Origin of the sequence: Burkholderia sp. LAS2 (assembly GCF_018417615.1) — a bacterium.
GTDB classification, from domain to species: domain Bacteria; phylum Pseudomonadota; class Gammaproteobacteria; order Burkholderiales; family Burkholderiaceae; genus Burkholderia; species Burkholderia sola.
Genome location: NZ_CP071053.1, coordinates 1629558 through 1655239, shown reverse-complemented (window position 1 = coordinate 1655239; position 25682 = coordinate 1629558). Strand labels below are relative to the sequence as shown.

General features: G+C 65.8%; 21 protein-coding genes. 7 read left to right on the top strand and 14 right to left on the bottom strand.

The genetic code is table 11. The features are described from left to right. Nucleotides 1-190 precede the first annotated feature (190 nt). The 10 genes from JYG37_RS27785 to JYG37_RS27740 all read right to left on the bottom strand — a co-directional run bounded on the left by JYG37_RS27785 (nucleotide 191) and on the right by JYG37_RS27740 (nucleotide 12647). Nucleotides 191-1054, bottom strand: a complete 864-nt coding sequence (locus tag JYG37_RS27785) for a glycine betaine ABC transporter substrate-binding protein (protein WP_124594758.1) — start codon at nucleotides 1052-1054, stop codon at nucleotides 191-193. Between the two features lie 134 nt (nucleotides 1055-1188). Beyond that, on the bottom strand, nucleotides 1189-2337 hold the full coding sequence (locus JYG37_RS27780) for an FAD-binding oxidoreductase (protein ID WP_050012301.1): 1149 nt from the start codon (nucleotides 2335-2337) through the stop codon (nucleotides 1189-1191). 29 nt (nucleotides 2338-2366) lie between these two features. Further along, nucleotides 2367-3608: an aromatic ring-hydroxylating oxygenase subunit alpha gene (locus JYG37_RS27775; protein ID WP_050012300.1), complete on the bottom strand. Its 1242-nt coding sequence runs from the start codon at nucleotides 3606-3608 to the stop codon at nucleotides 2367-2369. 53 nt (nucleotides 3609-3661) lie between these two features. Further along, complete coding sequence (locus JYG37_RS27770; protein WP_124555534.1) at nucleotides 3662-4447, bottom strand: electron transfer flavoprotein subunit beta/FixA family protein; 786 nt, start codon at nucleotides 4445-4447, stop codon at nucleotides 3662-3664. Continuing rightward, on the bottom strand, nucleotides 4444-5613 hold the full coding sequence (locus JYG37_RS27765) for an electron transfer flavoprotein subunit alpha/FixB family protein (protein ID WP_089489635.1): 1170 nt from the start codon (nucleotides 5611-5613) through the stop codon (nucleotides 4444-4446). The genes JYG37_RS27770 and JYG37_RS27765 overlap by 4 nt, the downstream gene beginning before the upstream one ends. A 4-nt stretch (nucleotides 5614-5617) precedes the next feature. Next, nucleotides 5618-7543: a (Fe-S)-binding protein gene (locus tag JYG37_RS27760; RefSeq protein ID WP_213346229.1), complete on the bottom strand. Its 1926-nt coding sequence runs from the start codon at nucleotides 7541-7543 to the stop codon at nucleotides 5618-5620. Nucleotides 7544-7546: 3 nt separating this feature from the next. Next, a complete protein-coding gene (locus JYG37_RS27755; RefSeq protein WP_006488987.1) occupies nucleotides 7547-9610 on the bottom strand; it encodes an NADH:flavin oxidoreductase in 2064 nt (687 codons plus the stop codon). A 76-nt stretch (nucleotides 9611-9686) separates the two neighbouring features. Further along, nucleotides 9687-10220 (bottom strand): DUF5943 domain-containing protein, encoded by a 534-nt coding sequence (locus tag JYG37_RS27750; protein WP_050012296.1) that lies wholly within the window; start codon nucleotides 10218-10220, stop codon nucleotides 9687-9689. A gap of 138 nt (nucleotides 10221-10358) precedes the next feature. Then, complete coding sequence (locus tag JYG37_RS27745; RefSeq protein ID WP_050012295.1) at nucleotides 10359-11330, bottom strand: dipeptidase; 972 nt, start codon at nucleotides 11328-11330, stop codon at nucleotides 10359-10361. A gap of 42 nt (nucleotides 11331-11372) precedes the next feature. Continuing rightward, the gene (locus JYG37_RS27740) at nucleotides 11373-12647 is read right to left on the bottom strand and encodes a serine hydroxymethyltransferase (protein ID WP_050012294.1); all 1275 of its coding nucleotides are present in this window, start codon (nucleotides 12645-12647) and stop codon (nucleotides 11373-11375) included. A gap of 355 nt (nucleotides 12648-13002) precedes the next feature. On the opposite strand from JYG37_RS27740, the gene JYG37_RS27735 reads away from it, so the two are divergent. The 5 genes from JYG37_RS27735 (at nucleotide 13003) to JYG37_RS27715 (ending at nucleotide 16937) form a co-directional block, all read left to right on the top strand. Continuing rightward, nucleotides 13003-14118, top strand: a complete 1116-nt coding sequence (locus tag JYG37_RS27735; RefSeq protein WP_124594757.1) for a GlxA family transcriptional regulator — start codon at nucleotides 13003-13005, stop codon at nucleotides 14116-14118. Between the two features lie 680 nt (nucleotides 14119-14798). Further along, nucleotides 14799-15293, top strand: coding sequence for a hypothetical protein (locus tag JYG37_RS27730; RefSeq protein WP_235356161.1), 495 nt, complete (start codon nucleotides 14799-14801; stop codon nucleotides 15291-15293). Nucleotides 15294-15303: 10 nt separating this feature from the next. Then, nucleotides 15304-15840: a PAAR domain-containing protein gene (locus JYG37_RS27725; protein ID WP_213346228.1), complete on the top strand. Its 537-nt coding sequence runs from the start codon at nucleotides 15304-15306 to the stop codon at nucleotides 15838-15840. Between the two features lie 4 nt (nucleotides 15841-15844). Continuing rightward, entirely contained in the window at nucleotides 15845-16492 is a 648-nt protein-coding gene (locus tag JYG37_RS27720; RefSeq protein WP_060734308.1) for a M35 family metalloendopeptidase, read from the top strand. Next, complete coding sequence (locus tag JYG37_RS27715; RefSeq protein WP_235356160.1) at nucleotides 16479-16937, top strand: OmpA family protein; 459 nt, start codon at nucleotides 16479-16481, stop codon at nucleotides 16935-16937. The genes JYG37_RS27720 and JYG37_RS27715 overlap by 14 nt, the downstream gene beginning before the upstream one ends. A 74-nt stretch (nucleotides 16938-17011) precedes the next feature. Here JYG37_RS27715 and JYG37_RS27710 read toward each other — a convergent pair whose 3' ends face one another. Then, nucleotides 17012-18421 (bottom strand): discoidin domain-containing protein, encoded by a 1410-nt coding sequence (locus tag JYG37_RS27710; protein ID WP_050012292.1) that lies wholly within the window; start codon nucleotides 18419-18421, stop codon nucleotides 17012-17014. Between the two features lie 266 nt (nucleotides 18422-18687). Here JYG37_RS27710 and JYG37_RS27705 point away from each other — a divergent pair, with 266 nt between their 5' ends. After that, nucleotides 18688-20124, top strand: a complete 1437-nt coding sequence (locus JYG37_RS27705) for an aminotransferase-like domain-containing protein (RefSeq protein WP_089489640.1) — start codon at nucleotides 18688-18690, stop codon at nucleotides 20122-20124. 188 nt (nucleotides 20125-20312) lie between these two features. Next, a complete protein-coding gene (locus JYG37_RS27700; RefSeq protein WP_213346227.1) occupies nucleotides 20313-21071 on the top strand; it encodes a hypothetical protein in 759 nt (252 codons plus the stop codon). Nucleotides 21072-21200: 129 nt separating this feature from the next. Here the strand turns inward: JYG37_RS27700 and fdhA are convergent, their stop codons facing one another. The 3 genes from fdhA to JYG37_RS27685 all read right to left on the bottom strand — a co-directional run bounded on the left by fdhA (nucleotide 21201) and on the right by JYG37_RS27685 (nucleotide 25680). After that, nucleotides 21201-22397, bottom strand: coding sequence for a formaldehyde dehydrogenase, glutathione-independent (fdhA, locus tag JYG37_RS27695; protein WP_213346226.1), 1197 nt, complete (start codon nucleotides 22395-22397; stop codon nucleotides 21201-21203). Between the two features lie 242 nt (nucleotides 22398-22639). Continuing rightward, nucleotides 22640-23830 carry an HlyD family secretion protein gene (locus tag JYG37_RS27690; RefSeq protein ID WP_050012289.1) on the bottom strand — a complete coding sequence of 397 codons (1191 nt, stop codon included), beginning with the start codon at nucleotides 23828-23830 and terminating at the stop codon, nucleotides 22640-22642. Beyond that, the gene (locus JYG37_RS27685) at nucleotides 23830-25680 is read right to left on the bottom strand and encodes an efflux transporter outer membrane subunit (RefSeq protein ID WP_050012288.1); all 1851 of its coding nucleotides are present in this window, start codon (nucleotides 25678-25680) and stop codon (nucleotides 23830-23832) included. Before JYG37_RS27685 ends, JYG37_RS27690 begins: the two co-directional genes overlap by 1 nt. Nucleotides 25681-25682 lie beyond the last annotated feature (2 nt).

Here is a 25682-nt window from a genome sequence, read left to right as displayed (position 1 = left end):
CGCTTACTCTGGTCCGATGCAAAGCAGATGATTCCGCACAAGGGCCGTAGTGTAACAATTTACGGGCTTTTTTGCAGAATCCGCAAAATAAAACCGGGATATGGCCGCATTGCATCCTGATTATTTCGGATTCCTGCGTGCCATTCCCGGCGTGTTTTTATAATGACTCGTACGACGTATGTCGCGATGCTTACTGCGCGCCTTCCGTCCACGAATTCACGCGGTCGGCATGCGCTGCAATCCACGCATCCGCAGCGGCTTCCGGCTTCGAGCCGTTCTGGATCGCCAGCATCACGCTGTCGATTTCACCGGGCTTCCACTGGAATTTCTTCAGGAACGCGACGACCGGCTTCGCCTTGGTTTCGAGCCCCGGATTCACGACGCTGTCGACATGCTCGGCGCCGCCGAACACCTTCTTCGGATCCTCGAGGAAGCGCAGCTTCCACTTCGCGAACATCCAGTGCGGCGCCCAGCCGGTCACGATCACCGGCTTGTTCGCGCCGACCGAACGCGACAACTCGGCCGTCATCGCGCTGCCCGAGCTCGGCATCAGCGTGTAGCTCAGCCCGTAGTTCTTGATCGCTTCGTCGGTCTTGCGCATCACGCCCGCACCGGCATCGATGCCGACGATGCGGCCGCCGAAGCTGGCCTTCTCCGCATTCAGGTCGTCGATGCTCTTCGCCTTCACGTAATCCGGGACGATCAGGCCGATCTTCGCGTCGGGGAAGTTCGCGCCGACGTCGACGACCTTGCTCTTGTATTCGCTCCAGTACGAACCGTGCGTGACCGGCAGCCACGCGGACAGCGTCGCATCGAGGTCGCCGCGCGCGACACCCTGCCACATGATCCCGGCAGCGACCGGCACGAGCTTCACCTCGTAGCCGAGCTTCTTCTCGATCACGCGGGCCGCGACGTTCGACGTCGCGACGCTGTCGTCCCAGCCTTCGACGTAGCCGATTTTCAGCGTCGGCTTCGTATCGGCGAGCGCCGATGCGCTCAATGCCACCATCGCCGACAGGGTGCCGGTCCAAAACAGTTTTCCGAACAATTTCATGGTCGATCTCCTTGGTCTGCGCACCGTGCGCGTTGTCTCTCTAGGTTCTTCAACCACAAATCCGCGGTATCGTTGTTTTCCGACAGATGCTTGTCCGGACGCGACGCGCCCGGACAGCCGATGACGCGTTTCGACTACTTGTCGATCACGAGATCCGACAGCGGCTTGCTGCAGCACAGCAGCACCATTCCCTGATCGATTTCGCGCTGGCGGATACCGCCGTTGTGTTTCATCTCGACCTGCCCCGACACGAGCTTCACCTTGCAGGTGCCGCACATGCCCTGCGTGCACGATGCGGGCAGCCGCACGCCCGACTGGCGCGCCGCGTCGAGCACGTGCTGCTCCGAGCCGCACGAAATCTCGCGGTTGCTCTTCGCGAAGCTGACCGTGTACTGCTTCGTCGCGGCGTCGCCGCCTTCCGCCGGCGGCACGAGTTCGGCGAGCACTTCATCGCTCGCGGTCTGCGCGAGCGTTTCGAACGAGAAGCTTTCCTCGTGATACTGCTTGCGATCGAAACCGGCTTCGTCGAGCAGGTCGCGCACGGCCTTCATGTACGGCGCGGGGCCGCACGTGAAGATCTCGCGTTCCATGAAATCCGGCGCAATCAGCTTCAGCAGCGGCAGCGTCAGGAAGCCCGTGACGCCCGGCCAGTTGGTGCGTGCGCCGACGCGCTCGACGACGAACGACGTGCGGAAATTCGTGTGGTTCGACGCGATCAGGTCGAGCTCGCGCGCGAAGATGATGTCGTCCGGCGTGCGTGCGCTGTGCACGAACAGGATGTCGCGGTCTTCCGCGAGATCATGGTGCGCGCGGCTCATCGACATCAGCGGCGTGATGCCCGAGCCGGCCGACAGGAACAGGTACTTGCGTGCCGGATGCCGCGCGCACGTGAATTCGCCGGCCGGGCCGAGCACGCGCACCGATGCGCCCGGCTGCAGGTTGTCGTGCAGCCAGTTCGACACCTTGCCGCCCGGCACGCGCTTCACCGTGATCGAGATCGTGTGCGGCCGCGCCGGCGACGACGAAATCGTGTAGCAGCGGTTGATCGTCTCGCCGTCGATGTCGAGCTCGAGCGTGATGAACTGCCCGGGCTCGAACGAGAACGTGCGGCCCTGCGGTGAACGGAAGAAGAAGCTCTTCACGTCGTGGGTTTCCTGCCGCACGTGGCAGCACACCAGCGTTTCCTCGACGTCGCTCGTCCAGCGCTCGGGCAGCGCGTTCCAGAAGGCCGGGTGCGTCACCCGGCTGTCCGCCGGCTCGAAATTGGCCGCATCTCGCATCATGTCTTGCTCCGCTTATACGCTGCTGGGTGCTACGCGCCGGTTTTTTCGGCGAGCCGGCCGATGTACCAGGCCGAGAATTTTTCGACGAGACCTTCCGTGTACGGCGAATACGGGCCCGGCTCGTACGCGCTGCTGGTCGCGCCGCGCTGCGAGAATTCGACGAGCGCGCGATCCTGGTCGTTGGTCGCGTTCCACACGGCCGTCAGGTTCTTCACGTCGTAGTCGATGCCTTCCTTCGCGTCCTTGTGCACGAGCCACTTCGTACGCACGAGCGTCTTGCCGGCCGACAGCGGAATCACCGAGAACGTCACGATGTGATCGCTCATGAAGTGGTGCCACGAGTTCGGCTGGGTCCAGAACGACAGCCCGCCGAGGTCGGCCTTGTCGAAGCCGCCGAGCAGCTTCTTCGACGCGATCTTCGCATCGAGCGTCTGCGATTCGCCGTGACGGTCGAGCGGCAGGCGCTGCGTGCGGAAACCCGTCACGTCGAGCAGCTTTTCGATTTCGGCGGACGGCAGGCCCATCTCGGCCCACTCCTTGCCGCGCCGCACGCACGTTTCAGCGAATGCGTCCATGCCTTCGGCGTTCGCGTCGGAGCGCTGGTAGCCGAAGCCGTATTCGTACAGCGAGATCGTCAGCTCCGGATGGTTCGCGACGCAGTGATAGCACTCGCGGTTGTTCTCCATCGTGAGCTTCCAGTTGCCTTCCTCGATGATGTCGATCTGCGCGGCGATCTTCGTGCTCGGCAGATCGTGCGGCAGCAGGTACGGCTCCATCTCCGCGCGCATCTGCGCGAAATCGACCGGCGGCTCGTCGGCGAGGCAGATGAAGATCAGGCCCGCGAGGTTCTCGACGTGCACCGACTTCAGGCTGTGCTTGCAACGGTCGAACTTCTCGCCCATGTGCTCGGCGAACATCAGTTGGCCCGTCAGGTTGTACGTCCAGCTGTGGTACGGGCACACGATGTTGCCGACCGAGCCCTTGTCTTCGTTGCACAGGCGCGCGCCGCGGTGACGGCACACGTTGTGGAACGCGCGGATCGCCATGTCGTCGTCACGCACGATCAGGATCGAATCGCTGCCCAGCTCCACGGTCACGTAATCGCCCGGCTCGGGAATGTCCGGTTCGATCGCCACCTGGATCCAGTGCTGGCGGAAAATCGCCTCCATGTCGAGCGCGAAGATGTCCTCGCTCGTGTAGAACGGCGCTTCGAGGCTGTGGCCTTCCTTGCGGCGTTCGATCAGTGCACGAATGTCTGCCGATACTTTCATCGTTTGCTCCGGATTCCTTGCATCCCTGGGTTGCTTGCCGACAGGCATCAAAATCAGTAGTCGATGAGCTGATGCTCGCGCAAATACGCGAGGATCACTTGTGCTTTTTCGACCGAACTCCCTTCATTTACGACGTTGCCGCCACGGCTTTCGGTCGTCGTCGCGGACAGCATCCGGGCATGCCCGGAGCGCTTCTCGGCGGCGACCAGTTTTACGGGTTTACGCTCGATCGGGCCGACCGTCCACGCGGCCGCATCGGCGTCCGCGCCGCTCGCCGCGAGCGCCGGACGGATCGCGCCCGCGCGCAGCCGCGCATACGCATAGCGCGGCTCGACACCGGCGAGCGGGTGGACGGCGACGACGGCCGGCAGCGCCGCGTCGACCCGCCGTCGCAGCCCTTTCGGCAAAAATTGCCGGACCGCCGCGCGGCCGCCTTCGACCGTCACGTCGACGGCCGAGCCGACGAGCGGATAGCCGAGCGCCGCGGCGACGCGGTACGGCAGCATCCCGGTGTCGTACGCGCCCTCGGCGCGCGTGCCGGTCAGCACGAGGTCGTAGCCTTCGACACGCGCGGCGAGCGCGTGCACGGCATCGTCGCCGTCGCGGCAGGCCAGCACCTCGACCTCCCGCGCGCCGAGCGCGAGATACTCGGCCAGCGCCGCGTTCGCGGGGTCGCCCGCGTGGATCACGTCGAGCGTCGCGCGATGCTTCTCGGCGAGCTGGCGGCCGGTTTCGAGCGCGGCCGCATCGTTGCGGCTGTAGCGCGCGATGCCGCTGACCGGATGCCGGCCGACGGACACGAGCACCGCGATGCGTTGCAAGGGGCGGGGGGCATTCATGCGGCGACTCCTTCGGGTTCACGGGTGCCGACCGCGGCCGGCGATTCGCCGCGCGCGGCCCGCGCGGCCTGGACCTGTTCGATCAGCGCGGCGATCGTCGCCTGCGCGTCGCCGACCACCGTCAGGTTCGCGCGCTTCGCGATCGGCGCGCTGCCGTCGAGGTTCACCGCGATCACGTGGCGGCAGTCCTTGATCCCCTGCAAATGCTGCACCGCGCCCGAGATGCCGAACGCGATGTACACGCTCGCCTCGACCGTCTTGCCGGTCGCGCCAACCTGCTTGTCGCGCGTGAAGTGGCCGTTGTCGACCGCGACGCGGCTCGCGCCGATCGCCGCGCCGAATACGCCGGCCAGCCGCTCGAACGCGCCGATGTCGGACACGCCGTTGCCGGCCGACACGATGAAATCGGCTTCCTCGAGCGCGACCTGGGCCGCGTCGATTTCGTCGAGACCGAGATCGCGGTACGGCTGCGCGGCGTCATGCGCCGGGCGGATGAAATCGGACGCCACGCGCTCGCCCGCGCCGACGAACGGCAGCTTCGCGTCCACCGCGTTCTGCGCGAGCAGGATCACGTCGGGCAGCGCGCGGGTCGCGAACGCCCGCCCGGCCTGCGCATACGTCCCCACGTGCTTCGCGTCGATTTCGACGACGTGCGTCGCGACGCTCGCGCCGGCGGCCGCCGCGTAACGCCGGCCGAGATCGCCGTCGCCCGTCGCGTTGTCGGGCACGAACACGTGTTTCGGGGCGAGCGCGGCAACACACGCCTGCAATGCTTGCAGCTCGCTTTCGGGATCGAACGCACGGCGATCGAAGCCGGTCAGCTCCAGCAGCTTGTCGACGCCGAGTTCGGCCACGTCGTCCTTCAATTCGCCGAACGCGAGCAGCGCGACTTCCGTCTGCGCATCGGCAAGCACCGCGGCGGCGGCGATCGCCTGACGCGAATGGTCGTCGAGCGCGCCGCGTTCGCTGTGAGCGACCACCAGCATCACGTGCTTCGGGTCCTGCAGCGCACGGCGCGGCTTCGCGGTCGCAGCGCCATGGCCGTGGGCGGACCACTGCGCGGCGTTCGCATCGGCGCTGCCTTCCTCGCCGAGCGTGATGCGCTTCAGGCCGGCGGCCGTGATGATGAACGGCCGGCGCGGATCGATTCGTTTGATCGTATTCATCGATTCACTCCAGCGAGGCGGCGACGAGTTCGGCGACGTCGAGCACGTCGGGGCGTGGGCCCACGACGCCTTCGAGCATGGCCGTGCAGTTCGGGCACGCAACCGCGACCACGTCCGCGCCGATCGTGCGCGCGTCGGCAATGCGGATGTCCGGGATGCGCTGCTTGCCGGGGATGTCGGTCAGCGGCGCACCGCCGCCACCGCCGCAGCAGCGGCCGCGCATACCGTTGCGCTCCATCTCGACGACCTGGATGCCGATCGTCTTCAACAGCTTGCGCGGCGCTTCGATCTCGCCGTTGTAGCGGCCGAGGTAGCACGGATCGTGATAGGTCGTGCGCTTCTCCTGCAGCGCCTCGACCGCCTTCGGCGCGATCTTGCCGCTGTCGGCCAGTTCGGCCAGATAGGTCGTGTGATGCTTGACCGTCACGCGCAGCCCCAGCGCGCGGTATTCGTTGCGCAGGCTGTGCATCACGTGCGGGTCGGCCGTCACGATCTGCTTGTACGACAGCGTGCCGAGCGTGCCGATCAGACGCTTCGCCATCTGCTGGAACGTCGCTTCGTCGCCGAGCCGGCGGGCAACGTCGCCTGTGTCGGTTTCCGTCGGGCCGAGCACCGCGTAGTCGACGCCCGCCTTGGTCAGCACCTTCACGAACGCGCGCAGCGTGCGCTGGTAGCGCATGTCGAACGCGCCTTCGCCCGCGACGAACAGCACGTCGACCGGCTTGCCGGGTTGCGCGACCGGCGCGCTCAGGTCGACCGACCAGTCGTAGCGCGCGGCCGTGTCGTAGCCGCCCATCGTGCCTGTCTCGCGCAGGTTCGCGAGCACTTCCTGGCCCTTGCCCGGCACCGTGCCGTGCACGAGCGTGCGGTTGCGGCGCATGTCGACGATCGCGTCGACGTGTTCGATCAGCATCGGGCATTCCTGCACGCACGCGCGGCAGGTCGTGCACGACCACAGCGTCTGTTCCTCGATCAGGCCCGACACGATCGGGCCGTTCGGCTCGCCGCGATGCTGGCCGACCGGGATGCCCGGCGACGGGCTGCCCGCGTACGCCGCATCGGTGCCGCCGGCCATCCCGACGACGAGATCCTGGATCAGCTTCTTCGGGTTCAGCGGCTGGCCCGACGCGAACGCGGGACACGCGGCTTCGCACTTGCCGCACTGCACGCACGCGTCGAAGCTCAGCAGCTGGTTCCAGCGGAATTCGACCGGCTTCGCGACGCCGTACTCCTGATGCTCGATGTCCGGCAGCTTCAGCGCGGTCGGCGGCGTGGCCGTGCCGTTGCCGGTGAACGATTCGCGCGTGGCCGCGAAACGCTCCTGGCGCGGGTGGAACGCGAGGTGCAGCAGGCCGGCGATCGCATGCTTCATCGGGCCGCCCTTCGCGGCGCCGACCGTCATCGTGAACGCACCGACGCCGATCAGCAGCGCGCAGAGCACCGCGAACGCACCTGACATCGCGCCGGTCGGCACCAGCATGAACAGCACGAGGCCGAGCGCGAACGAACCGAGCAGCCAGGGCAGCGTATTCCACGGGCCGCGCGACAGGCGCGCCGGCACGTCCTTCGCCGCGCGTCGGCGCCACACGAACACCGCGCCGACCAGCATCGCGAGCGCCGCGAGGAAGATCAGCTTGTCGAGCCACGGCGAGTAGATCGCGAGGCCGTAGTTGACGAACACCAGCGCGAGCGCGCCGATCGCGCCGCCAGCGGTCGCGACGTGGGTTTTCGCGATGTACGGATCGCGGGCGACCACGTGGTGCAGGTCGACGAAATAACGCTTCGGAATCGCGAACAGGTTCGCGACGCCGAACGAGCCGGGCGCCGTCGCGCGGCCCAGACGCCAGTAGGACGAGCGCTTCGCGACCGCGAACGCGAGCCCCGCCACCGACAGCCACAGCAGGGCGGTAATGAGGAAGGACGGGTTCATCTTTTAGAAATCCTTCACGAGACGCAGCGAGTCGTAGATCGCGCCGTGGACGTTGTGCATCGAGATGCAGTCGCCGACACGGAACAGCAGGAAACGGCCGTTGCCGAGTTCTTCCGACAGGCACGGCTGCGGCTCGGCCGCGAACAGCGTGTGCGGATCGATCTGGCCGCGGTTCACCGATTCCGGCTTGAGCTTCCAGTACAGCTCGTCGTTCGGCGACGAGCCGTTCTCGATCACCACCTGGTCGACCGCGCGCTCTTCCAGTTCTTCCGTGTACTCGTTGCGCAGCACGGCGATCATCTTGCCGTTCTCTTCATAGACGCGATCGAGCATCGTGTTCGGCGTCGGGATCACGCCGAATGCGTACAGGCGTCGATAGAAGATCGGGAACGTGGTGCCGCCGCAGTCGTCGGCGACCTTCACGTCCGGCGTGACGACCTCGACCTTCGAGCCGCGGCTCGCCATGAAATCGGCCACGCCGGCGCCCGCATGCGTGCTCACGCCGTCGAACAGCAGCACGTTCTGCTTTGGCTCGACCTTGCCGGTCAGGATGTCCCACGAGCTGACGGCGAGGCCTTCGGCCACACCCCACGCCGGCACCTGCCACGTGAAGCTCGAACCGCCGGTGGCGAGCACGACGATGTCCGGCTTCTCGGCCATGATCATCTTCTCGTCGGCGGCCACGCCGAGACGCCGGTCGACGCCCAGGCGCTTCGTTTCCATGTCGAACCAGCGGATGATCCCCGACATCTGCTCGCGCTGCGGCGCCTTCGCGGCAATCATCACCTGGCCGCCGACTTCCGCGTTCTTCTCGAACAGCACGACGTCGTGGCCGCGCAGCTTCGCGACACGCGCCGCCTCGAGGCCCGCGGGGCCGGCGCCGACCACCACGACCTTGCGCTTCGGGCCGCGCGACTTCTCGATGATGTGCGGCATCGTCGCTTCGCGCGACGTCGCCGCGTTCTGGATGCACAGCACGTCGAGGCCGTTGTACTGGCGGTCGATGCAGTAGTTCGCGCCGACGCACTGCTTGATTTCGTCCTCGCGGCCGTCGCGGATCTTGATCACCATGTGCGGATCGGCGATCTGCGCGCGCGTCATGCCGACCAGGTCGATCATGCCGTTCGCGAGCAGGCGCTCGGCCTGGCCCGCATCGCGGATGCTCTGCGCATGCATCACCGGAATCTTCACGACCGACTTGATGCCGGCTGCGAGGTGCACGAACGGCTCCGGCGGCAACGCCATCGGCGGCATGCAGTTGGCGATCGTGTTGTGCGTATCGCCCCCCGAGCCGACCACGCTCAGGTAGTCGATCAGGCCCGTCTCCGACATCGCCTGCGCGATTTCCTTCAACGCTTCGTGATCGAGGCCGTCCTCGTGGAATTCGTCGCCGCACATGCGCAGGCCGACGCAGAAATCCTTGCCGACCGCCTCGCGCACGGCCGTCAGCACTTCGATGCCGAAGCGCAGGCGGTTTTCGAGGCTGCCGCCCCATTCGTCGGTGCGGTGGTTCGAACGCTTGCTCCAGAACTGGTCGATCAGGTGCTGGTGCGCGGCGGAGATTTCGATGCCGTCCATGCCGGCCGCCTTCACGCGCTTCGCGGCCGCCGCGAAATCGCCGATGATGCGGCGGATTTCCTCGATCTCGATGATCTTCGCGTTGCCGCGGTGCACGGGTTCGCGCACGCCGGACGGCGACATCAGGTGCGGCCAGTGCTCGCCGTGGAACGACGAGCGGCGGCCCATGTGCGTCGCCTGGATCATGATCTTCGCGCCGTGCTTGTGCATCGTGTCGGCCAGGCGCGTGAGCGGATCGATGATCTTGTCGGTCGACAGGTTCACCGATTTCCACCAGCCTTGCGGGCTGTCGATCGATACCGGGCTCGACCCGCCGCAGATGGCCAGGCCGACGCCCCCCTTCGCCTTTTCTTCGTAGTAGCGGATATAGCGGTCGCCCGGCAGGCCGCCCGGCTCGGCATACACCTCCGCGTGCGCGGTGCTGACGATCCGGTTGCGCAGCGTCAGCTGGTTCAGCTGCATGGGTTTGAACAGGTGGGGATAACGCATCGCTGGCGACCTCTGGCGTTCGAATGTCTCGTGTTGCGGGTGTTGTTCTGCTTCAGTGAATCAATGCGTCAGTGCATCAGTGCGCGATCGGCGACACTTCGAAGATGCAGTGATCGTGATGCTCGGCCGCACATTGCACTTCCTTCGAGTATGCGCGCGGCGCGCCCTTGCCTTCCGGCGTCGTGTCGTTGACCCAGTCCATCGCGCCCGCGAACCAGCCCGCGAACATGTAGCAGAGCTTGCCTTCCTTGCCCGGCTGCTGGAGCACGAACGACGAGTGGCGCAGTTCGATCTTCGCGCGGGCGCTCGCCGGGTCGGCCTCGATGATCGAGAACAGGCCCCAGCCGCGTTGCGACAGGCGCTTCAGGTAGTGCTCGAACACGGCCATGCCGGTCAGGCCGTGCAGCTTGGCTTCCTTGTCGCACCAGTGGTAGGCGGATTTGTAGCCGGCCTTGTAGAGGATCTCGGCATACGCATCGACGCCGAGCGCTTCCTCGACGGCGACGTGGTTGTTCGTGAAGAAATGGCGCGGCACGTACAGCATCGGCAGCGCGTCGGTGGTCCAGACGCCGGTATCGGGATCGACGTTGATCGGCAGTTGCGGTTGCATCGTGGTGACTCCGTGAGGAAAGTGGCCGCGCGGCTCAGTGCGCAGGCGCGACATCGTCCGCGTGCCCGCGCGTCTTGCGCTGGCACGTCCCGATTTTTTTATGTTGAAACGACGAGTGCGGTTCGGCTCGGCGGGCGCTTACGCGCCCCACACGTCCTTGAACACGCGCACCCAGTTCTCGCCCATGATCTTGCGGATCCGCGACTCCTTCCAGCCGTGGCGTTCCATCGCAGCGGTCAGGTTCGGGAATTCGCCGATCGTGCGGATGCCGTCCGGGTTGATCACCTTGCCGAAGTTCGTCAGTTGGCGATAGCGGCCCTTGTCGTGCGTCAGCATGTCGAAGAATTCCTTCGCGAAATCCTGCGTGAAGTCCGTGCCGATGCCGACCGCGTCTTCGCCGATCAGGTTCACGACGTAGTCGATCGCCTCGATGTAGTCGTCGATGTTCGCCTCGATGCCGCGCTTCAGGAACGGCGCGAACATCGTCACGCCGACGAAGCCGCCCGCATCGGCGATCTCCTTCAACTGCGCGTCGCTCTTGTTGCGCGGATGTTCCTTCAGGCCCGACGGCAGGCAGTGCGAATAGCACACCGGCTTCTTCGAGAACGCGATCGCTTCCGACGACGTGTTGCCGCCCACGTGCGACAGGTCGACCATGATGCCGACGCGGTTCATCTCGGTGATCACTTCGCGGCCGAAGTCCGACAGGCCGCCGTCGCGTTCGTAGCAGCCGGTGCCGACCAGGTTCTGCGTGTTGTAGCAAAGCTGCACGACGCGCACGCCCATGTCGGCGAACGCCTCGATGTAGCCGAGGTTGTCCTCGAACGCATGCGCGTTCTGGAAGCCGAGGATGATCCCGGTCTTGCCTTCCTGCTTCGCGCGGAAGATGTCGTCCGTCGTGCGCACGAGCGTCAGCAGCTCGCCGTTGTCGCGGATCTTCTTCTTCATCACGCCGATGTTGTCGACGGTCTTCGTGAAGTTCTCCCACACCGACACCGTGCAGTTCGCGGCCGTGATGCCGCCCTTGCGCATGTCCTCGAACACCGGCTTCTCGAACTTCGAGATGTTCAGTCCGTCGATGATGATGCTGTCCTGATGCAGCGTGCTCATATCTGCTCTCGCTCGTGTGACTGTTCTTGTGGGGTGGGTCGATCAGTAGATCGGGAAGCGCTCGCAGAGCGCGAAGATCTCGCGGCGCACGCGCTGTTCGGTTGCCGGGTCGCCTTCCGGGTTCGCACGCAGCGCGTCGAACACTTCGAGGATCAGGCGGCCGATCTCGCGGAACTCCGCGACGCCGAAGCCGCGCGTCGTGCCGGCCGGCGTGCCGAGGCGAATGCCCGACGTGACCGTCGGCTTCTCGGTGTCGAACGGAATGCCATTCTTGTTGCAGGTGATGCCCGCGCGTTCCAGCGCCTGCTCGACCGGCGCGCCCTTCAGGCCCTTCGGGCGCAGGTCGACCAGCAGCAGGTGGTTGTCGGTGCCGCCCGTGACGAGATCGACGCCGCCGGCCTTCAGCACTTCGCCGAGCGCCTGCGCGTTCGCGAGCACGCTGTCGATGTAGGTCTTGAAGTCCGCATGCAGTACTTCGCCGAACGCGACGGCCTTGCCGGCGATCACGTGCATCAGCGGGCCGCCCTGCAGGCCGGGGAACACGGCCGAGTTGATCTTCTTTGCAATGTCCTCGTCGTTGGTCAGCACGAAGCCGCCGCGCGGGCCGCGCAGCGTCTTGTGCGTGGTCGACGTGACGACGTGCGCGTGCTCGACCGGGTTCGCGTGGCGACCCGCGGCGATCACGCCGGCGATGTGCGCCATGTCGACCATCAGCTTCGCGCCGACACTGTCGGCGATCGCGCGAAAGCGTGCGAAGTCGAGCGCGCGCGGGTACGCCGAGAAGCCGGCGATGATGAGATTCGGCTTGTGCTCGTGGGCGAGCGCCTCGACCTGGTCGTAGTCGATGCGCAGCGTGTCGCGGTTCACGCCGTACTGGACCGCGTTGAACCACTTGCCCGACAGCGCCGGCTTCGCGCCGTGCGTCAGGTGGCCGCCCGCGTCGAGCGACATGCCGAGCACCGTGTCGCCCGGCTTGGCGAGCGCGAGCATCACCGAGCCGTTCGCCTGCGCGCCCGAGTGCGGCTGCACGTTCGCATAGCCGGCGTTGAAGATCTGCTTCACGCGTTCGATCGCGAGCGCCTCGACTTCATCGGCGAATTCGCAGCCGCCGTAGTAGCGCTTGCCGGGATAGCCTTCCGCGTATTTGTTGGTCAGTACCGAGCCCTGCGCCTCGAGCACGGCGCGCGACACGATGTTTTCCGACGCGATCAGCTCGACTTGCGACTGCTGACGCTCGAGTTCCTTCAGGATGGCGCTGCGCACCGGCGCGTCGCGCTCGGCAAGGGGCTGCGAGAAGAAAGGCTGAGTGTTCGACATAGTGCGTCCGTGACGAAGAATAAAGGGCTGCAACCGAAGCTCAAGGCCCGCCATCACTGGGTTTCCCGCTCGTCCAGTGCAAGGCTGCCGACGGCTCTATTCTTGTCGTTCGGATTTTCGGCGGATTGATGAATTTAGACGCGTTCTTTGCCTTTTCCGCCATGCGCGTCCGTTTTGTACAAGTGACCGGTCGTGCTTTTCGGGACGAGCGCCCGAAACGGTATCGATGGTTCACCTATGGACACGCACACCGGCAGTGCGTTTGCCGCACGTTCGCGTGCGGCTTCTCCCGGATACGGTGCAGTGCAGCAACGGCCCGATGCCCAGACAACGCTTGGAGCTAGGGTTTAGCCGTATGGCACGCTTGTTGCACTCGCTCACACAATACCGCAGCCCGATTCGTGCCCCGGGCCAAAAGCTATTAGAGATTCAAGGAACGCTCCCCATGTCGCCCGACCGCACAGCGTCGCTGTCCCACTTCGCGTTCATGCCGTTACCGAACTTCACGATGATCGCGTTCACCAATGCGATCGAGGTGCTTCGGATGGCGAACTACCTGAGCGGCCAGCCGCTCTACCGCTGGTCGGTGATCAGCCCGGACGGCGGTCCGGTCACGGCGAGCAACGGCCTCACGGTCGACACGGGGCCGGCGGAATGCGTGGGGCAACCCGACATCGTATTCGTGTGCGGCGGCGTCGACGTGCAGCGCGCGACGACGTCCGCCCACCTGTCGACGCTGCGTCGCTTCGCACGCATGGGGCTCCCGCTCGGCAGCCTGTGCACGGGCACCTATGCACTCGCGAAGTCGGGGCTGCTCGCGGGCTACGCGTGCGCGATCCACTGGGAGAACATGTCGGCGCTGAAGGAAGAGTTTCCGGACACGCGCTTCCTGAAAGAACTGTTCGTGATCGACCGCGACCGCATCACGTGCACGGGCGGCGTCGCGCCGCTCGACATGATGCTGAACCTGATCGCCGCGCGCGTCGGCACCGCGCGCGTCACGCAGATCGCCGAGCAGTTCATCGTCGAACATGTGCGCGACACGAGCGCGCAGCAACGCATGCCGCTCGTCGCCCGCCTCGGCTCGGCGAACAAGTCGCTGTTCGAAGTGATCTCGCTGATGGAGAACAACATCGAGGAGCCGCTGTCGCGCGAGGAACTCGCGCGGCTCGCGAACATGTCGCAGCGGCAGTTGCAGCGCCTGTTCCGCGAGCATCTCGGGATGACGCCGACGCATTACTACCTGACGCTGCGGCTGCGCCGTGCGCGCGAGCTGCTGCTGCAGACCGACATGTCGATCATGCACATCACGATGGCGTGCGGTTTCCAGTCGGCATGCCACTTCAGCAAGAGCTATCGCGACGCGTTCGGCGTCGCGCCGACGCGTGAGCGACGCAAGCAGGTGGCGCCGCTCGCGCAGGGTGCGGCGAGTGCCGGGCCGGCGTTTCCGGCGCATGTGCTGCATGCGTGAGGCGGGCGCTGTGCGGCAGGAAACATGCCGAGCGACTGCGAAGGCATGATCAAAAAAGCCAGACGGACGTTTCAGCCTTTCGGCGCGATGCTTTCGCGCCGCTTCAACTGACGGCATTACCGTTGTAATCGCCGACTTTCCTCTTCCCGGTGCGCTCCTGCCACAAGAAGACGTTCGCCGGAAATCGGCGGAGGGCGCACTGAACACGCCGCCCGTCCGCGCTTGGGAATTCCCGCTAGCGGACATTCCGATTCCATCGCGCAATCGCGCCCGCTGTCGTCCGGCGCGACGATAAGCGCGATCACGCGTTCGAAGTTGGCGGGAAGCTTTCGCGAGTCGCTTATTCAAAGCACAGCACGCTTCGGAATCGAGTAATTGACGCCTACTCAATATTGCCGATTGTCACGGCGTCTCTTTTCAGTCGGAATCCAAACTAAAATCATACTTGTCCGATAGACACGGCAACAATTCCCGGCGAACGTTCATAGCTCGTTCATGCATGAGATATCCGAGCCCATGACAGAAAAAGAACAAGCCGATTGTCCATATTTTCTTCACTCGTCGATCCAACTTTACGCGATGGTTCAGCACCTGAGCACCACGCGGCCCTGCGCACCCGGCACGATCGATTCAGCATATAGCGGCAATATGCAAATGGTCTGCACGAGTGATCCGTTCATTTGCACCTACCTTTCACCGTTGATGCAGTCATAGGTTCGCGGACGCTTGCGCACGACGACGACTTCTGGCCAATCGATTTCCGGCAGGTCGATACCCGTCATTTCATGGAGCAGCATGGCCGGCTTTTGATCGCCGTGAACTATGCGTATGCGGCGACCGGAGGCCGTCTGGTGGTTTCCGATGCAGGCTATCCGCTGATGACCTACACGTTTGCATCCTTCGACGTGCCGGTCGAGCATCGCGACCACTTCACCATCCGCTTCCCTGACAGCGTGGTCGATCGGATTGAAACCGCCTATTCACGAGCCGGACTATCCGAGTTCGTCAAGACGCTCGACATGATGGATACATGGACCGCCGAGCAAATCGCCGATGCAGAGGCCGAAGCATTGGCACATATGCCACCGACCGTCGTCATTGAAGGCGCGGAGATCGATCAATACGCGATTTACGATCCCGATTCGGTCGACTGGATCTTTACCAACTTCGATTGAGGAAACGACCATGAGTCGACGAGCAGCAAGAAATGGGGATCCGACGACAACGGGCGGTGTCGTCATCGCGGTGACGTCCACGATGTTCAATCACGGCAAACAGGTAGCCTTGGATGGCGACAAGGCGACATGCGGAAATTGCGAAGGGGCGTTCCCGATAGTGGGCGGCGCACAGCGCATGATTCACCACGGGCGATGTGTTGCGCTGGAGGGTGACGCCGTATTGTGCCCATGCGGTCGAAACCGACTGATCGCGGGGAGCGACAGCACGATTTTCTATAGCGACAGCGGTAGCGGAAATGCAGCGAACCGGTTCGCTGCGGGTTCGGCAGTGGCGCCCACGCGGCACATGGCGGCACCCGGTATCCACGACGACCGATTCGTGATCCGCGACGTGCGGACAAAGCAGCGATTAAGCAACGTGCGCTATTGGATCAAGGATCGAGCCGGAAACGTACTTGCAACGGGCGTGAGCGATCGGCATGGTTGTACCGCACGCGTGCAAACCGAAGACGCGCAAATTTTGAAGCTGGTCATCGAGGACTGAGAAGATGGGAAACCAAACTACCGTTGCCGAGACAACGACAAACACCATTGAGGGCTCACAGCGATTCGCAGACGTCGACTTGCGTCCGATCTGCGAAAACATGACGAACTCGGAATTTCGCAAGATGTTTGCGGTAGCACAGGGGCGCGCAGTCGATCGATTGACGATTCGCATCGCCGACTTGAAAAAGTGGTCAAAGCAAGACAAAGATCGCGTGTTCAAGTGGTTCGGTCGAGACGACGACAAAACTCGAATGCATTTGCTCACGGGTTTAACGAAGGTACTTGGCGTAGTTCGGGCATTCAATGAAAACAACGTCGTTCGGAGCGGTAGCGCCGGCGATCTAGCGACGGGTTGCACTCCTCATCCGCGCGGAACGATTAACGAGGCCGCTCACGTGTGTGCGCCTGACACAACGACGCATACGATCGCGATTGGCGAGCGATTCTGCACGATGCGCCCGTGGACCGCGAATGCCGATTCGCACGTATCAACTATCATTCACGAAGCGACTCATTTCCACGACACTATGTCGTCAACCGATGACCAATACACGATTACCCCGTTGCTCCCTGGGTGGGGACGATCACATCCCAAGTTATCAATCAACAACGCCGACAGCATCGCGGGGTACGTCGTTGACATTGACTAAATTCCTTACAGCGCTCGCGTTGAGCTGCACACAATCGGTATTGGCATGTGAAGGTCCGTCGAACTTGCCGGGTTGGGATTTTGATGTTCGATTCAGCAAGGATTCGAGCGACCTATCCATCGCCGAACTGGCGAAACTGTCAGTATGGTCGACCGACATGCGCAACCGCTTTTCGATTATCGATGCGGTGTCGATTGTCGGACTGGCGGAATCGACGGAGCAAGATCCGAAGGCTCTAGCTCAACGACGTGCCGCGAACGTCAAGGCAGCATTGGATCAATTTTCGATTTATGGCGAACGAAATTCCATCATCGCGCGGATCTATAAGTTGCCGTTTCCCGCGAGCGAGTTCGACGATACGGGGCGTCGCGTCGAGATCACGTTCGGCCCGGGATGCCCTGACCACTGCTGCCCGAACCTGAACCCGATACCCAAGACACACTGACACGGCACGGTCCATTTACCGGCCCGCACAACGCGGGCCGTCCTCCCCTGCCTTTCACACCTTCCCGCTAGCGCTTACGATCCCCACACCTGCATTTCATCGAGCGAATACCCCCACTGCGTCGCCCGCTTCGTGCCAACCATCCGTACGTAACGGCCCTGCCCGTTCAGGTTCGGCAACGTCACGTGCCCATACGACACGCCATTGCTCGTCGAATAGATCGTCGTCCAGTTCGCGTTGTCGTTCGACGTCTGGATCTGGTAGACGAGTGCGCCCGCATCCCAATACAGATCGATGCTGCTGATGGTCTTCGTCGCGCCGAGATCGACGGAGATCCATTGCGGATCGACGCCAGTGCCTTCCGGCGAATCCCAGCGCGTGCTCGTCGTGTTGCCGTCGAATGCCTTGTCCGGCGTGAGCGAGGCGTTGTAGCTTGCCGACGCCGCGGCCGGCCGCCCCTGCGACAGCAGCGTGCGTGCCGCGGCCGCGCCGCCGTAGTAGTTCGCGCCGAGCTTCGCCTTCGTCGCATCGGCATTCACGCCGAACTGCGACAGGCTCCAGCGCTGGCCGGTCGTCACGTCGCCGACGTAGAGCTGATAACCACCGGCCGTCGTCGACGAGAAGAACAGGTAGTTCGTACCACTGACGGGCGCCGGGTCCGAGTTGTTGCTCATGCAGTCGTTGAGCGCCAGCGCGCTCGGCGTCGAGGCCGGGTCCGCCGTCTTCGCATAGATCTGGTCGGCCCCGCCGCTGTCCTTCCAGCGCGCGTAGTACACCATGCCGTCCGCGCGCACGGTCGGGTAGTACGTCTGCAGCCCGGCCGGACGATCGAACACGGCGGTCGCGCCGGTCGCGATCGTGCGCTTCATCAGCCCCATGTTCGAGCCGGTGCCGGTCGCGTAGTACACGGCGCTCGCGTCCGGCGCGAGGAACGGCATCGAGTATTCGGCGCCGGCCGGCGCGTTCGTCAGGCTCACGACCGACGTGAACACCGGGCCCGCGCTCGTGTACGACAGCGTCGCCTGCTTGACGTCGCCGTTCTGCTTGAACACGAGCGTCTTGCCGTCCGTGCTGAACTTCGGGTCTTCGTTGCGCGTGGCGCCCGTGCTGTTCGTCATGTTGACGGGCGGCGTGCCGGCGCCGAGCTGCAGCATGAACACGTTCCATGCGCCGTTGCGGATGCCCATGAACGCGAGCCACTTGCCGTCGGGGCTGAACACGCCGTTCATCGGATCGGTGATGCCCCACGCGCTCTTGCTGAGTTGCGTCAGCGTACGGGCCGAGAAATCGTAGAGGAACAACTGGCTCGTGCCGTCGCCGTACTTGACGTAGCTGTGATAGACGAGTTTGCCGGTCAGCGCGGCGGGGAACGTCGCGTTCGGCTGGGCGGCGGGATTGTTGACGCAGGCTGCGGCGGCCACGCCGCTGAACAGATTGAGGGCGATGCCGGCCGCGAGGCCCGCGACGAGGGTCTTCAATGTCACGCTGGATACTTCCGGGTAAGGTAAGGACGCCGCAGAAAATGACTCGCGCGACACGCGCGGGCGTCACGGATTCGCGGTCGGGCAGCGTGAATTCCGTATCGGTCGGACAGCGGGAACAAAGCTTGCGAGAGGATGCCCGTTTGTCAGACGAAAGAACAGGATCAGAGCGCCGATAAAACATACGGATCAGCGATGTGGGGCGCGCTTGCACGTGACGGCTGCCGTACTACTCTTTGTCATCGAGGTCGATGGCCGGGAGAACGCGCATGAAGCGCTATGCGGTGCTGGCACAGACGATCGCCGACGCGATCCGGCGCGGCGATCTGGTGCCCGGCGCGCGCATCCCCACCGTGCGAGCCGCATGCCGCGCGCATCGCGTGAGTCCTTCCACGGTGTTTCGTGCGTACTACGCGCTCGAAAGCGAGGGCCTGATCGTCGCGCGGGCGCGCTCCGGCTATTTCGTTGCGAACGTCGCGGACAAGCACGTGCGGTTCGCGCGCGATCCGCCGCGCAAGCCGGGCGCCGCGCAAAACGACGCCGCGCAACCCGGCGACGACGATGCGCTGTTCCGTCTGCTCGACTCGCTCAAATGCGACGACATCGTGCCGCTCGGCTCGGCATTCGCGAGCTATTCGCTGTTCCCGATGAGCAGCCTGTGGCGCCAGGTCGCGTCGGCCGCGCGCCACATGGACCGCACGAAACTGCTCGAAGGCTTGCCGCCCGGCAACGAAGCGCTGCGCCGTCAGATCGCGTTGCGCTACCTGAACGCGGGCGCGTCGCTGCCGCTCGAGGAAATCGTCATCACGACGGGCGCGACCGAAGCGCTGATGCTCAGCCTGCAGGCGCTGACGCGCCCGGGCGACATCGTCGCGATCGAACGGCCGGCCTTCCACGCGGTGCTGCAAGCCGTTCAGAGCCTGCATCTGAAAGCGGTCGAGATTCCGGTCGACCCGCGCACGGGCCTCGACCTCGACGCGCTCGCCGAGGCGCTCGACACGCATCCGGTGCGCGCGTGCTGGTTCATGACGTCGTTCCACAACCCGACCGGCGCGACGCTGACCGACGAGCGCAAGCGCGCGCTGATCGACCTGCTCGCGTCCCGCGGCGTGCCGCTGATCGAGGACGACGTGTATGGCGAATTGCAGTTCGGCACGGCGCCCACGCGCCCCGCGAAACTGTATGACGACAGCGGGCTCGTCCTGCATTGCGGGTCGTTCTCGAAATGTCTCGCGCCCGGATTCCGGATCGGCTGGGTCGCGGCCGGCCGCTTCGTCCGGCAGATCCGCAAGGCCAAAGGCGCGAGCGCGCCGGCCGCCGACGTACCCGCGCAGATGGCGATTTCGAGTTACCTGCGCGACGGCGCATACGACCGCTTCCTGCGCAAGCTGCGCCGCAATCTCGCCGCGCACCAGGCGCAGATGCTGTCGGCCGTACGCGCGTACTTTCCGGCTGACACCGAAGTGTTCGCGCCACGCGGCGGATATTTTCTATGGATTGAACTGCCACCGCACATGGATGCGATGCACCTGTTCGACGATGCGATGGAGAACGGCGTGAGCATTGCACCCGGACCGATCTTCTCCACGACCGGCGGCTTCCGCCGCTATTTGCGACTCAATTACGGGCGGCCGTGGACACCGGCGGTCGAGCGCGCGCTGGAGACGCTCGGCACGCTCGCGGCCCGACAGCGGCACGGCAGCTAGGACGAAACGTACGGAGCGGAATGCGCGACATGCGCCTTGCGTTTCGTGCGCGAACGACCAAGAATGAAGCAGCAGGCAGACGTGGACGAACGGGTTCCACCCGTCCGATGTTATGGAGAATCCCATGAGCACCGCATGCGAACGACCGCCGATCTCTAGCCCGACGATCGCGCCCGTCGGTCGCTGACATGCGTGTCCTGCCTAGCCGCAGCGTCCGCGCGCGCGATGCCTGGCGTGCCGTGCTGAATGCGCGCGCCGAATCGCGGCACGCGACGTGCTGCCGCTGCCGCGAATGCGGCTTCGTGGCGTTCCGTGCGCTCGAGCACTGCCCCGTCTGCGGTCAATGGAACGGGCCGTTCGAACCGATCCGACACACGTCGGCCGATGCGCACGCCGCCCATGCGCCGCGATCGTTTCACACGTGGTCGTCACGCATCGCCCGCGCGATGCGCAACGCGGCTTTCCAGCGGCCGCGCGCGTCGAGCGCGCCGATCCTGAGCATCCTTACGCTCGTGCTGCTGGTCGGCGGCTACGTGGCGGTCGACCAGACCTGCAAGGCCGATCCCGTTTGTCGCGGATCCGGTGCGCCGGCCGCCGTCGCGACCGAAACCATGCTGCCCGCGTCGAACGATCCGTTGCTGCCGGTCGTGCCGGCACCCGTCTACCCGTTTCATTCGCCCGATGAAACGCAAGTGGCGGCCAGTCTGCCACCAGGCGCCCGACTCGCAGCCCAACCTGCTCGCAAGATGGCCATTGCACAAGCCGCGCCATCGTTGCGCCCGCCTGACCGGACGCGCGCCGGCGCGGTCCGCGTGGCCGACTGGAAAGGCAGCCGCGACACCGCCCATCGCACGCGTGCGATCCGCCGCGTCAGCGTGCACACCGGGCGCACACGTCGCGCTGCGGCCAGCAACGCCGAACTCGCGAAGCTCTATCGCGGCCACTGAGCGTGACCCGGGCTCGGGCTCAGCGGTCGTCGCGTTGCACTGCCGTCACCGTCGCTCCCGCAACGAAAAAACGGGCGGCCCGTTTCCGGAACCGCCCGCTTCGTGTGGTGCGCGTCGAACGCTAGCGCATCACGTCGCCAGCAACCCGTGCGGGTCGATGACGAATTTGCGCGGCGCGCCGCCGTCGAACTTCTTGTAGCCTTCCGGCGCCTGGTCGAGCGAGATCACTTCGACGTTGACGATCTTCGCGATCGGCAGCCGGTCGAACAGGATCGCCTGCATCAGGTTGCGGTTGTACTTCAGCACCGGCGTCTGGCCCGTGAAGAACGAATGCGACTTCGCCCAGCCGAGGCCGAAGCGGATGCTCAGGCTGCCGTGCTGCGCGGCCTTGTCCTTCGCGCCCGGATCGTCCGTCACGTACAGGCCCGGGATGCCGATCGCGCCGGCCGGGCGCGTGATTTCCATCAGCGAGTTCAGTACCGTCGCGGGCGCTTCCTCCGAATGGCCCGACGAGCCGTGGCCGTGCGCCTCGAAGCCGACGCAGTCGACCGCGCAATCGATCTCGGGCACGCCGAGAATCTGCTCGATCTGCTCGCCGAGCGACGCGTCCTTCGACAGGTCGACCGTCTCGAAGCCCATCGCCCGCGCATGCGCGAGGCGTTCCGCGTTCATGTCGCCGACGATCGTCACGGCCGCGCCGAGCAGGCGCGCCGAGGCGGCCGCCGCCATCCCGACCGGGCCCGCGCCCGCGATGTAGACCGTCGAGCCGGGCTTCACGCCCGCGCTCACCGCACCGTGATAACCGGTCGGCAGAATGTCGGACAGGCAGGTCAGGTCGCGGATCTTCGCCATCGCCTGGTCGCGATCCGGGAATTTCAGCAGGTTGAAATCGGCATACGGCACGAGCACGTACTCGGCCTGGCCGCCGATCCAGCCGCCCATGTCGACATAGCCGTACGCGCCGCCCGCACGCGACGGATTCACGTTCAGGCACACGCCCGTATGCGTGTCCTTGCACATCGCGCAGCGGCCGCACGCAACGTTGAACGGCACCGACACGAGATCGCCGAGCTTCAGCGTCTCGACGTCGCGGCCCACTTCGACCACTTCGCCGGTGATCTCGTGACCGAGCACGAGGCCGACCGGCGCGGTCGTCCGGCCGCGCACCATGTGCTGGTCGGAGCCGCAGATGTTCGTGCTGACCACTTTCAGGATTACGCCGTGGCCGATCGCGCGGCCGCTCGGGTCGACCATCTTCGGATAATCGATTTTCTGGACTTCGACCTGGCCCGGCCCAAGATAGACGACACCTCGATTGCTGCTCATCGTATTGTCTCCATGTCTCGTTGGATGGCGCCGCGGCGCGCCGGCGCCATGCGGCGCACGCGCAACGTGCTGTTCGAGAGTAGTCCGGGAGGCAGGGGCGCCGATGTCTCAAACGCGACATGCGTTTGATCGGCGCCGACATCGATGGCGGAAATACGAAAGTCGGGCGGGAATCTACCGGGCGCGAGACACACAGGGGCCGGACCGGCCGTTGCTGCCGGCCGCGCCCCGACCGGCAGCCGCTACCCGCCCTGATTCTCGCGGATGATCGCGGCGGCGGCCGCTTCCGCGTCGCCCGCGACGCCGTCGTGCACGCGCGTGCTGACGGCGGGCGTCGGCGGCTCGCTGTCGAGCGCGTGGCCGTTGCGGTCGTGCGTGTCGACCGTCGCGCGCATCGACAGCCCGACGCGCAGCGGATGCGCGGCGAGATCGCGCGGATCGAGCGCGATCACGACCGGCACGCGCTGCACGACCTTGATCCAGTTGCCGGCCGCGTTCTGCGACGGCAGCATCGAGAACGCGCTGCCCGTGCCGGCCGAGAAGCCCTGCACGCGGCCGCGATAGGCGATGCGCGAGCCGTAGAGATCCGACACGACCTCGACCGGCTGCCCGACGCGCATGTGGCGGATCTGCCCTTCCTTGAAATTCGCGTCGACCCACAGCCGGTTGAGCTGCACGATCGACATCAGCGGCACGCCTGGCCCGACCTGCTGGCCGACCTGCACCGAGCGCTGCCCGATCGTGCCGTCGACGGGCGCGACGATCGTCGTGCGTTTCAGGTTCCGGTACGCAAGCTTGAACTGCGCGGCCGCCTGCATGACGGCCGGGCTTTCGTCGACAGGCAGCTTGCTGCCGAGCGCGCGCGCCGCGTCGAGCTGTGCCTGCGCGGCCGCGAGGTTCGCCTGCGCGCCGGCCACCGCCGCGCGCGCCCGCGCCAGTTCTTCCGGCGCGACGATCTCGACCGATGCGCCCGAACGCGCGGCGAGCGCGCGCTGCGCGAGCGACAGGTCGGCTCGCCGCGCATTCACGGCCTCGACGTACATCGTGTTCGAAATCCTCGCGTTCGCGACCTGGCGCACGGCCTGCGCGAGCTGCGCCTTCGCCTGCGCGAACGCGACGGACGCCTCGGTGTCGTCGAGCTTCACGAGCGTCTGCCCCGCGCGCACGGCCTGCGTGTCGGCAACCACCACGTCGGTCACCGCGCCCGGGATCTGCGCGGCGACCTGAACGATGCTGCCCGCGACGTATGCGTCGTCGGTGTCTTCGTAGTACCGGTCGCTCAACAGCCAGTACGCGATCCACGCAATCGCGGCCAGCAGCACGATCGCGAAGAACACGGTGAAGCGCTTGCGGCGCGTCGCGCGGCGCGCGTCGAGGGCCGGATCGTTCAGCGCGGCCGGCGGCGCGGCGGAATGAAGGTTGTCGTGGTGCATCAGTCGCTTTGCGTAACGATCAGACGATCGTGCTGGAAGACGGGAATCGCGGGCGTCGACGCCGAGCCCGGCATCGGGCTCGCCGAGGCCGTGCGCGCGAGAACGGGCGTGCTGCGCGGCATCGCGTCGGGGCGGGAGGCACCGACCGTGGACGGGCGCGCGGGGTCGTCGCGTCGGACGGATTCGGGCGCGGACGCGGCCCGCGTCGTGGCAGCGGCCGGCGACATTGCCGTGCGCCCCGCTTGCGAGTCGTTCGACGGGCCCGCCACCGCAGCCCGGTTCGCGGCCATGGCAACGGCCGCCCCGCGCCGGGCCGCCCCGCTACGCGCCCGCTGCACGGCCGACGCCTGCGCCTGCGCGACCGTTGCGCCCGCATCGAACCCGCCGCCCAGCGCGCCGATCAACCCGACGCGCAATGTCCGCTGCTTGCCGAGCAGCGCGATCATCTGCGCGCGCTCGTCGATCAGCGTGAGATCCGCGACATCGACGTCCTTCTGCATCAGCACGCCGCGTCGATGCCGATCGGTCGCGATCTGCACGATCTTCTGCGCGGCCGCGACCGCATCCTGCTGCTGCGCGACGAGCGTCTGCGACGTCTGCAGCGACGTGACGAGCTGCGCGACCTGCCCGAGCGCGTCGTCGACGGTCTTGTTGTACAGCCCGATCGCGACGTCGGCCTGCGCGACGTCCGCGCCGAGCTTCGCCTTCAGCCGGCCGCGGTCGAAGATCGGCAGCGAGATCGCGGGGCCGACGGAGCCCGCGAGCGAATCGCGCGAGAACAGCGACGCGGGCGTCAACGCGAACACGCCGCCGAGCGCGACGAGGTTCACGTCCGGATAGAACTGCGCACGCGTCGAGTCGGCATTCGCGAACGCGGCTTCGACCCGCAGCCGCGCGGCGACGATATCGGGCCGGCGGCCCAGCAGGTCGGCCGGCAGCCGGGCGGGCACCGCGCCGCCCGCGAACGCGCCGACGCGCGGCCGCTGCAGCGCGAGCCCGCGCTCCGGGCCACGGCCCGACAGCACGCCGAGTTGCAGTTGCGCGAGCTTGATCTGCTCGTCGTTCAACGCGATCTGCTCGAGCAGTCGACTGCGCTTGATCGACGCGTCGCTCGCATCGTACGCGTTGTCGAGGCCGCGCGCGGTACGCTCGCGCAGCACCGCCGTCACGCGCTGGCTGATCTTCAGCTTCTGCTGCAACAGGTCGCGCACCGCGTACGCCTGGTCGAGCTGGCAATACACGGTGACGATCGCGACGGCGAGCGTGAGCCGTACCTGTTCGGCCTCGACGCCGGCCGCGTCGCGCAGCGACATCAGGCTCTTCGTCGCCGCGCGGTTCTTGCCCCACAGGTCGAGCTGGTAGTTCAGCCCGACGAAGATCGACGACGGCGATACGTTCGGATCGCCGAAGATCTGCACCGGCACGCGATAGCCGCCGGCCGTGACGTCGGCGATGTCACCGGGTTTCGGCATCCGTGCCCGGCTGATCGTCGCGCCGGCCGTGCCGGTCAAACCGGTCAGCGAATCGAACTGCTGAAGCTGCGCCTGCGCGATCCGCAGCCGCGCCTGTGCGACCTGCAGATCGGGGCTGTGCTGCGACGCCTCCGCGACCAGGTCGTCGAGCTGCGGGTCCTGCAGCTGCTTCACCCAGTCGGGCGCCGGCCACGCGCCGTTCGCGCCGGGGCCGGCCGTCCGTGCGAGCGCATCGTCGGCCGGCGCGCGCAGCGACAGCGACGGCAGGAAGCCCGACGGCACACATCCGCCCAACGCGAACAGCATGGCCGCCGCCGCGACCATCGAGCCGCCCTTCGCGCCACGCGCCGAACCTGCCGCTTTCGTCGAACGCCGCATCG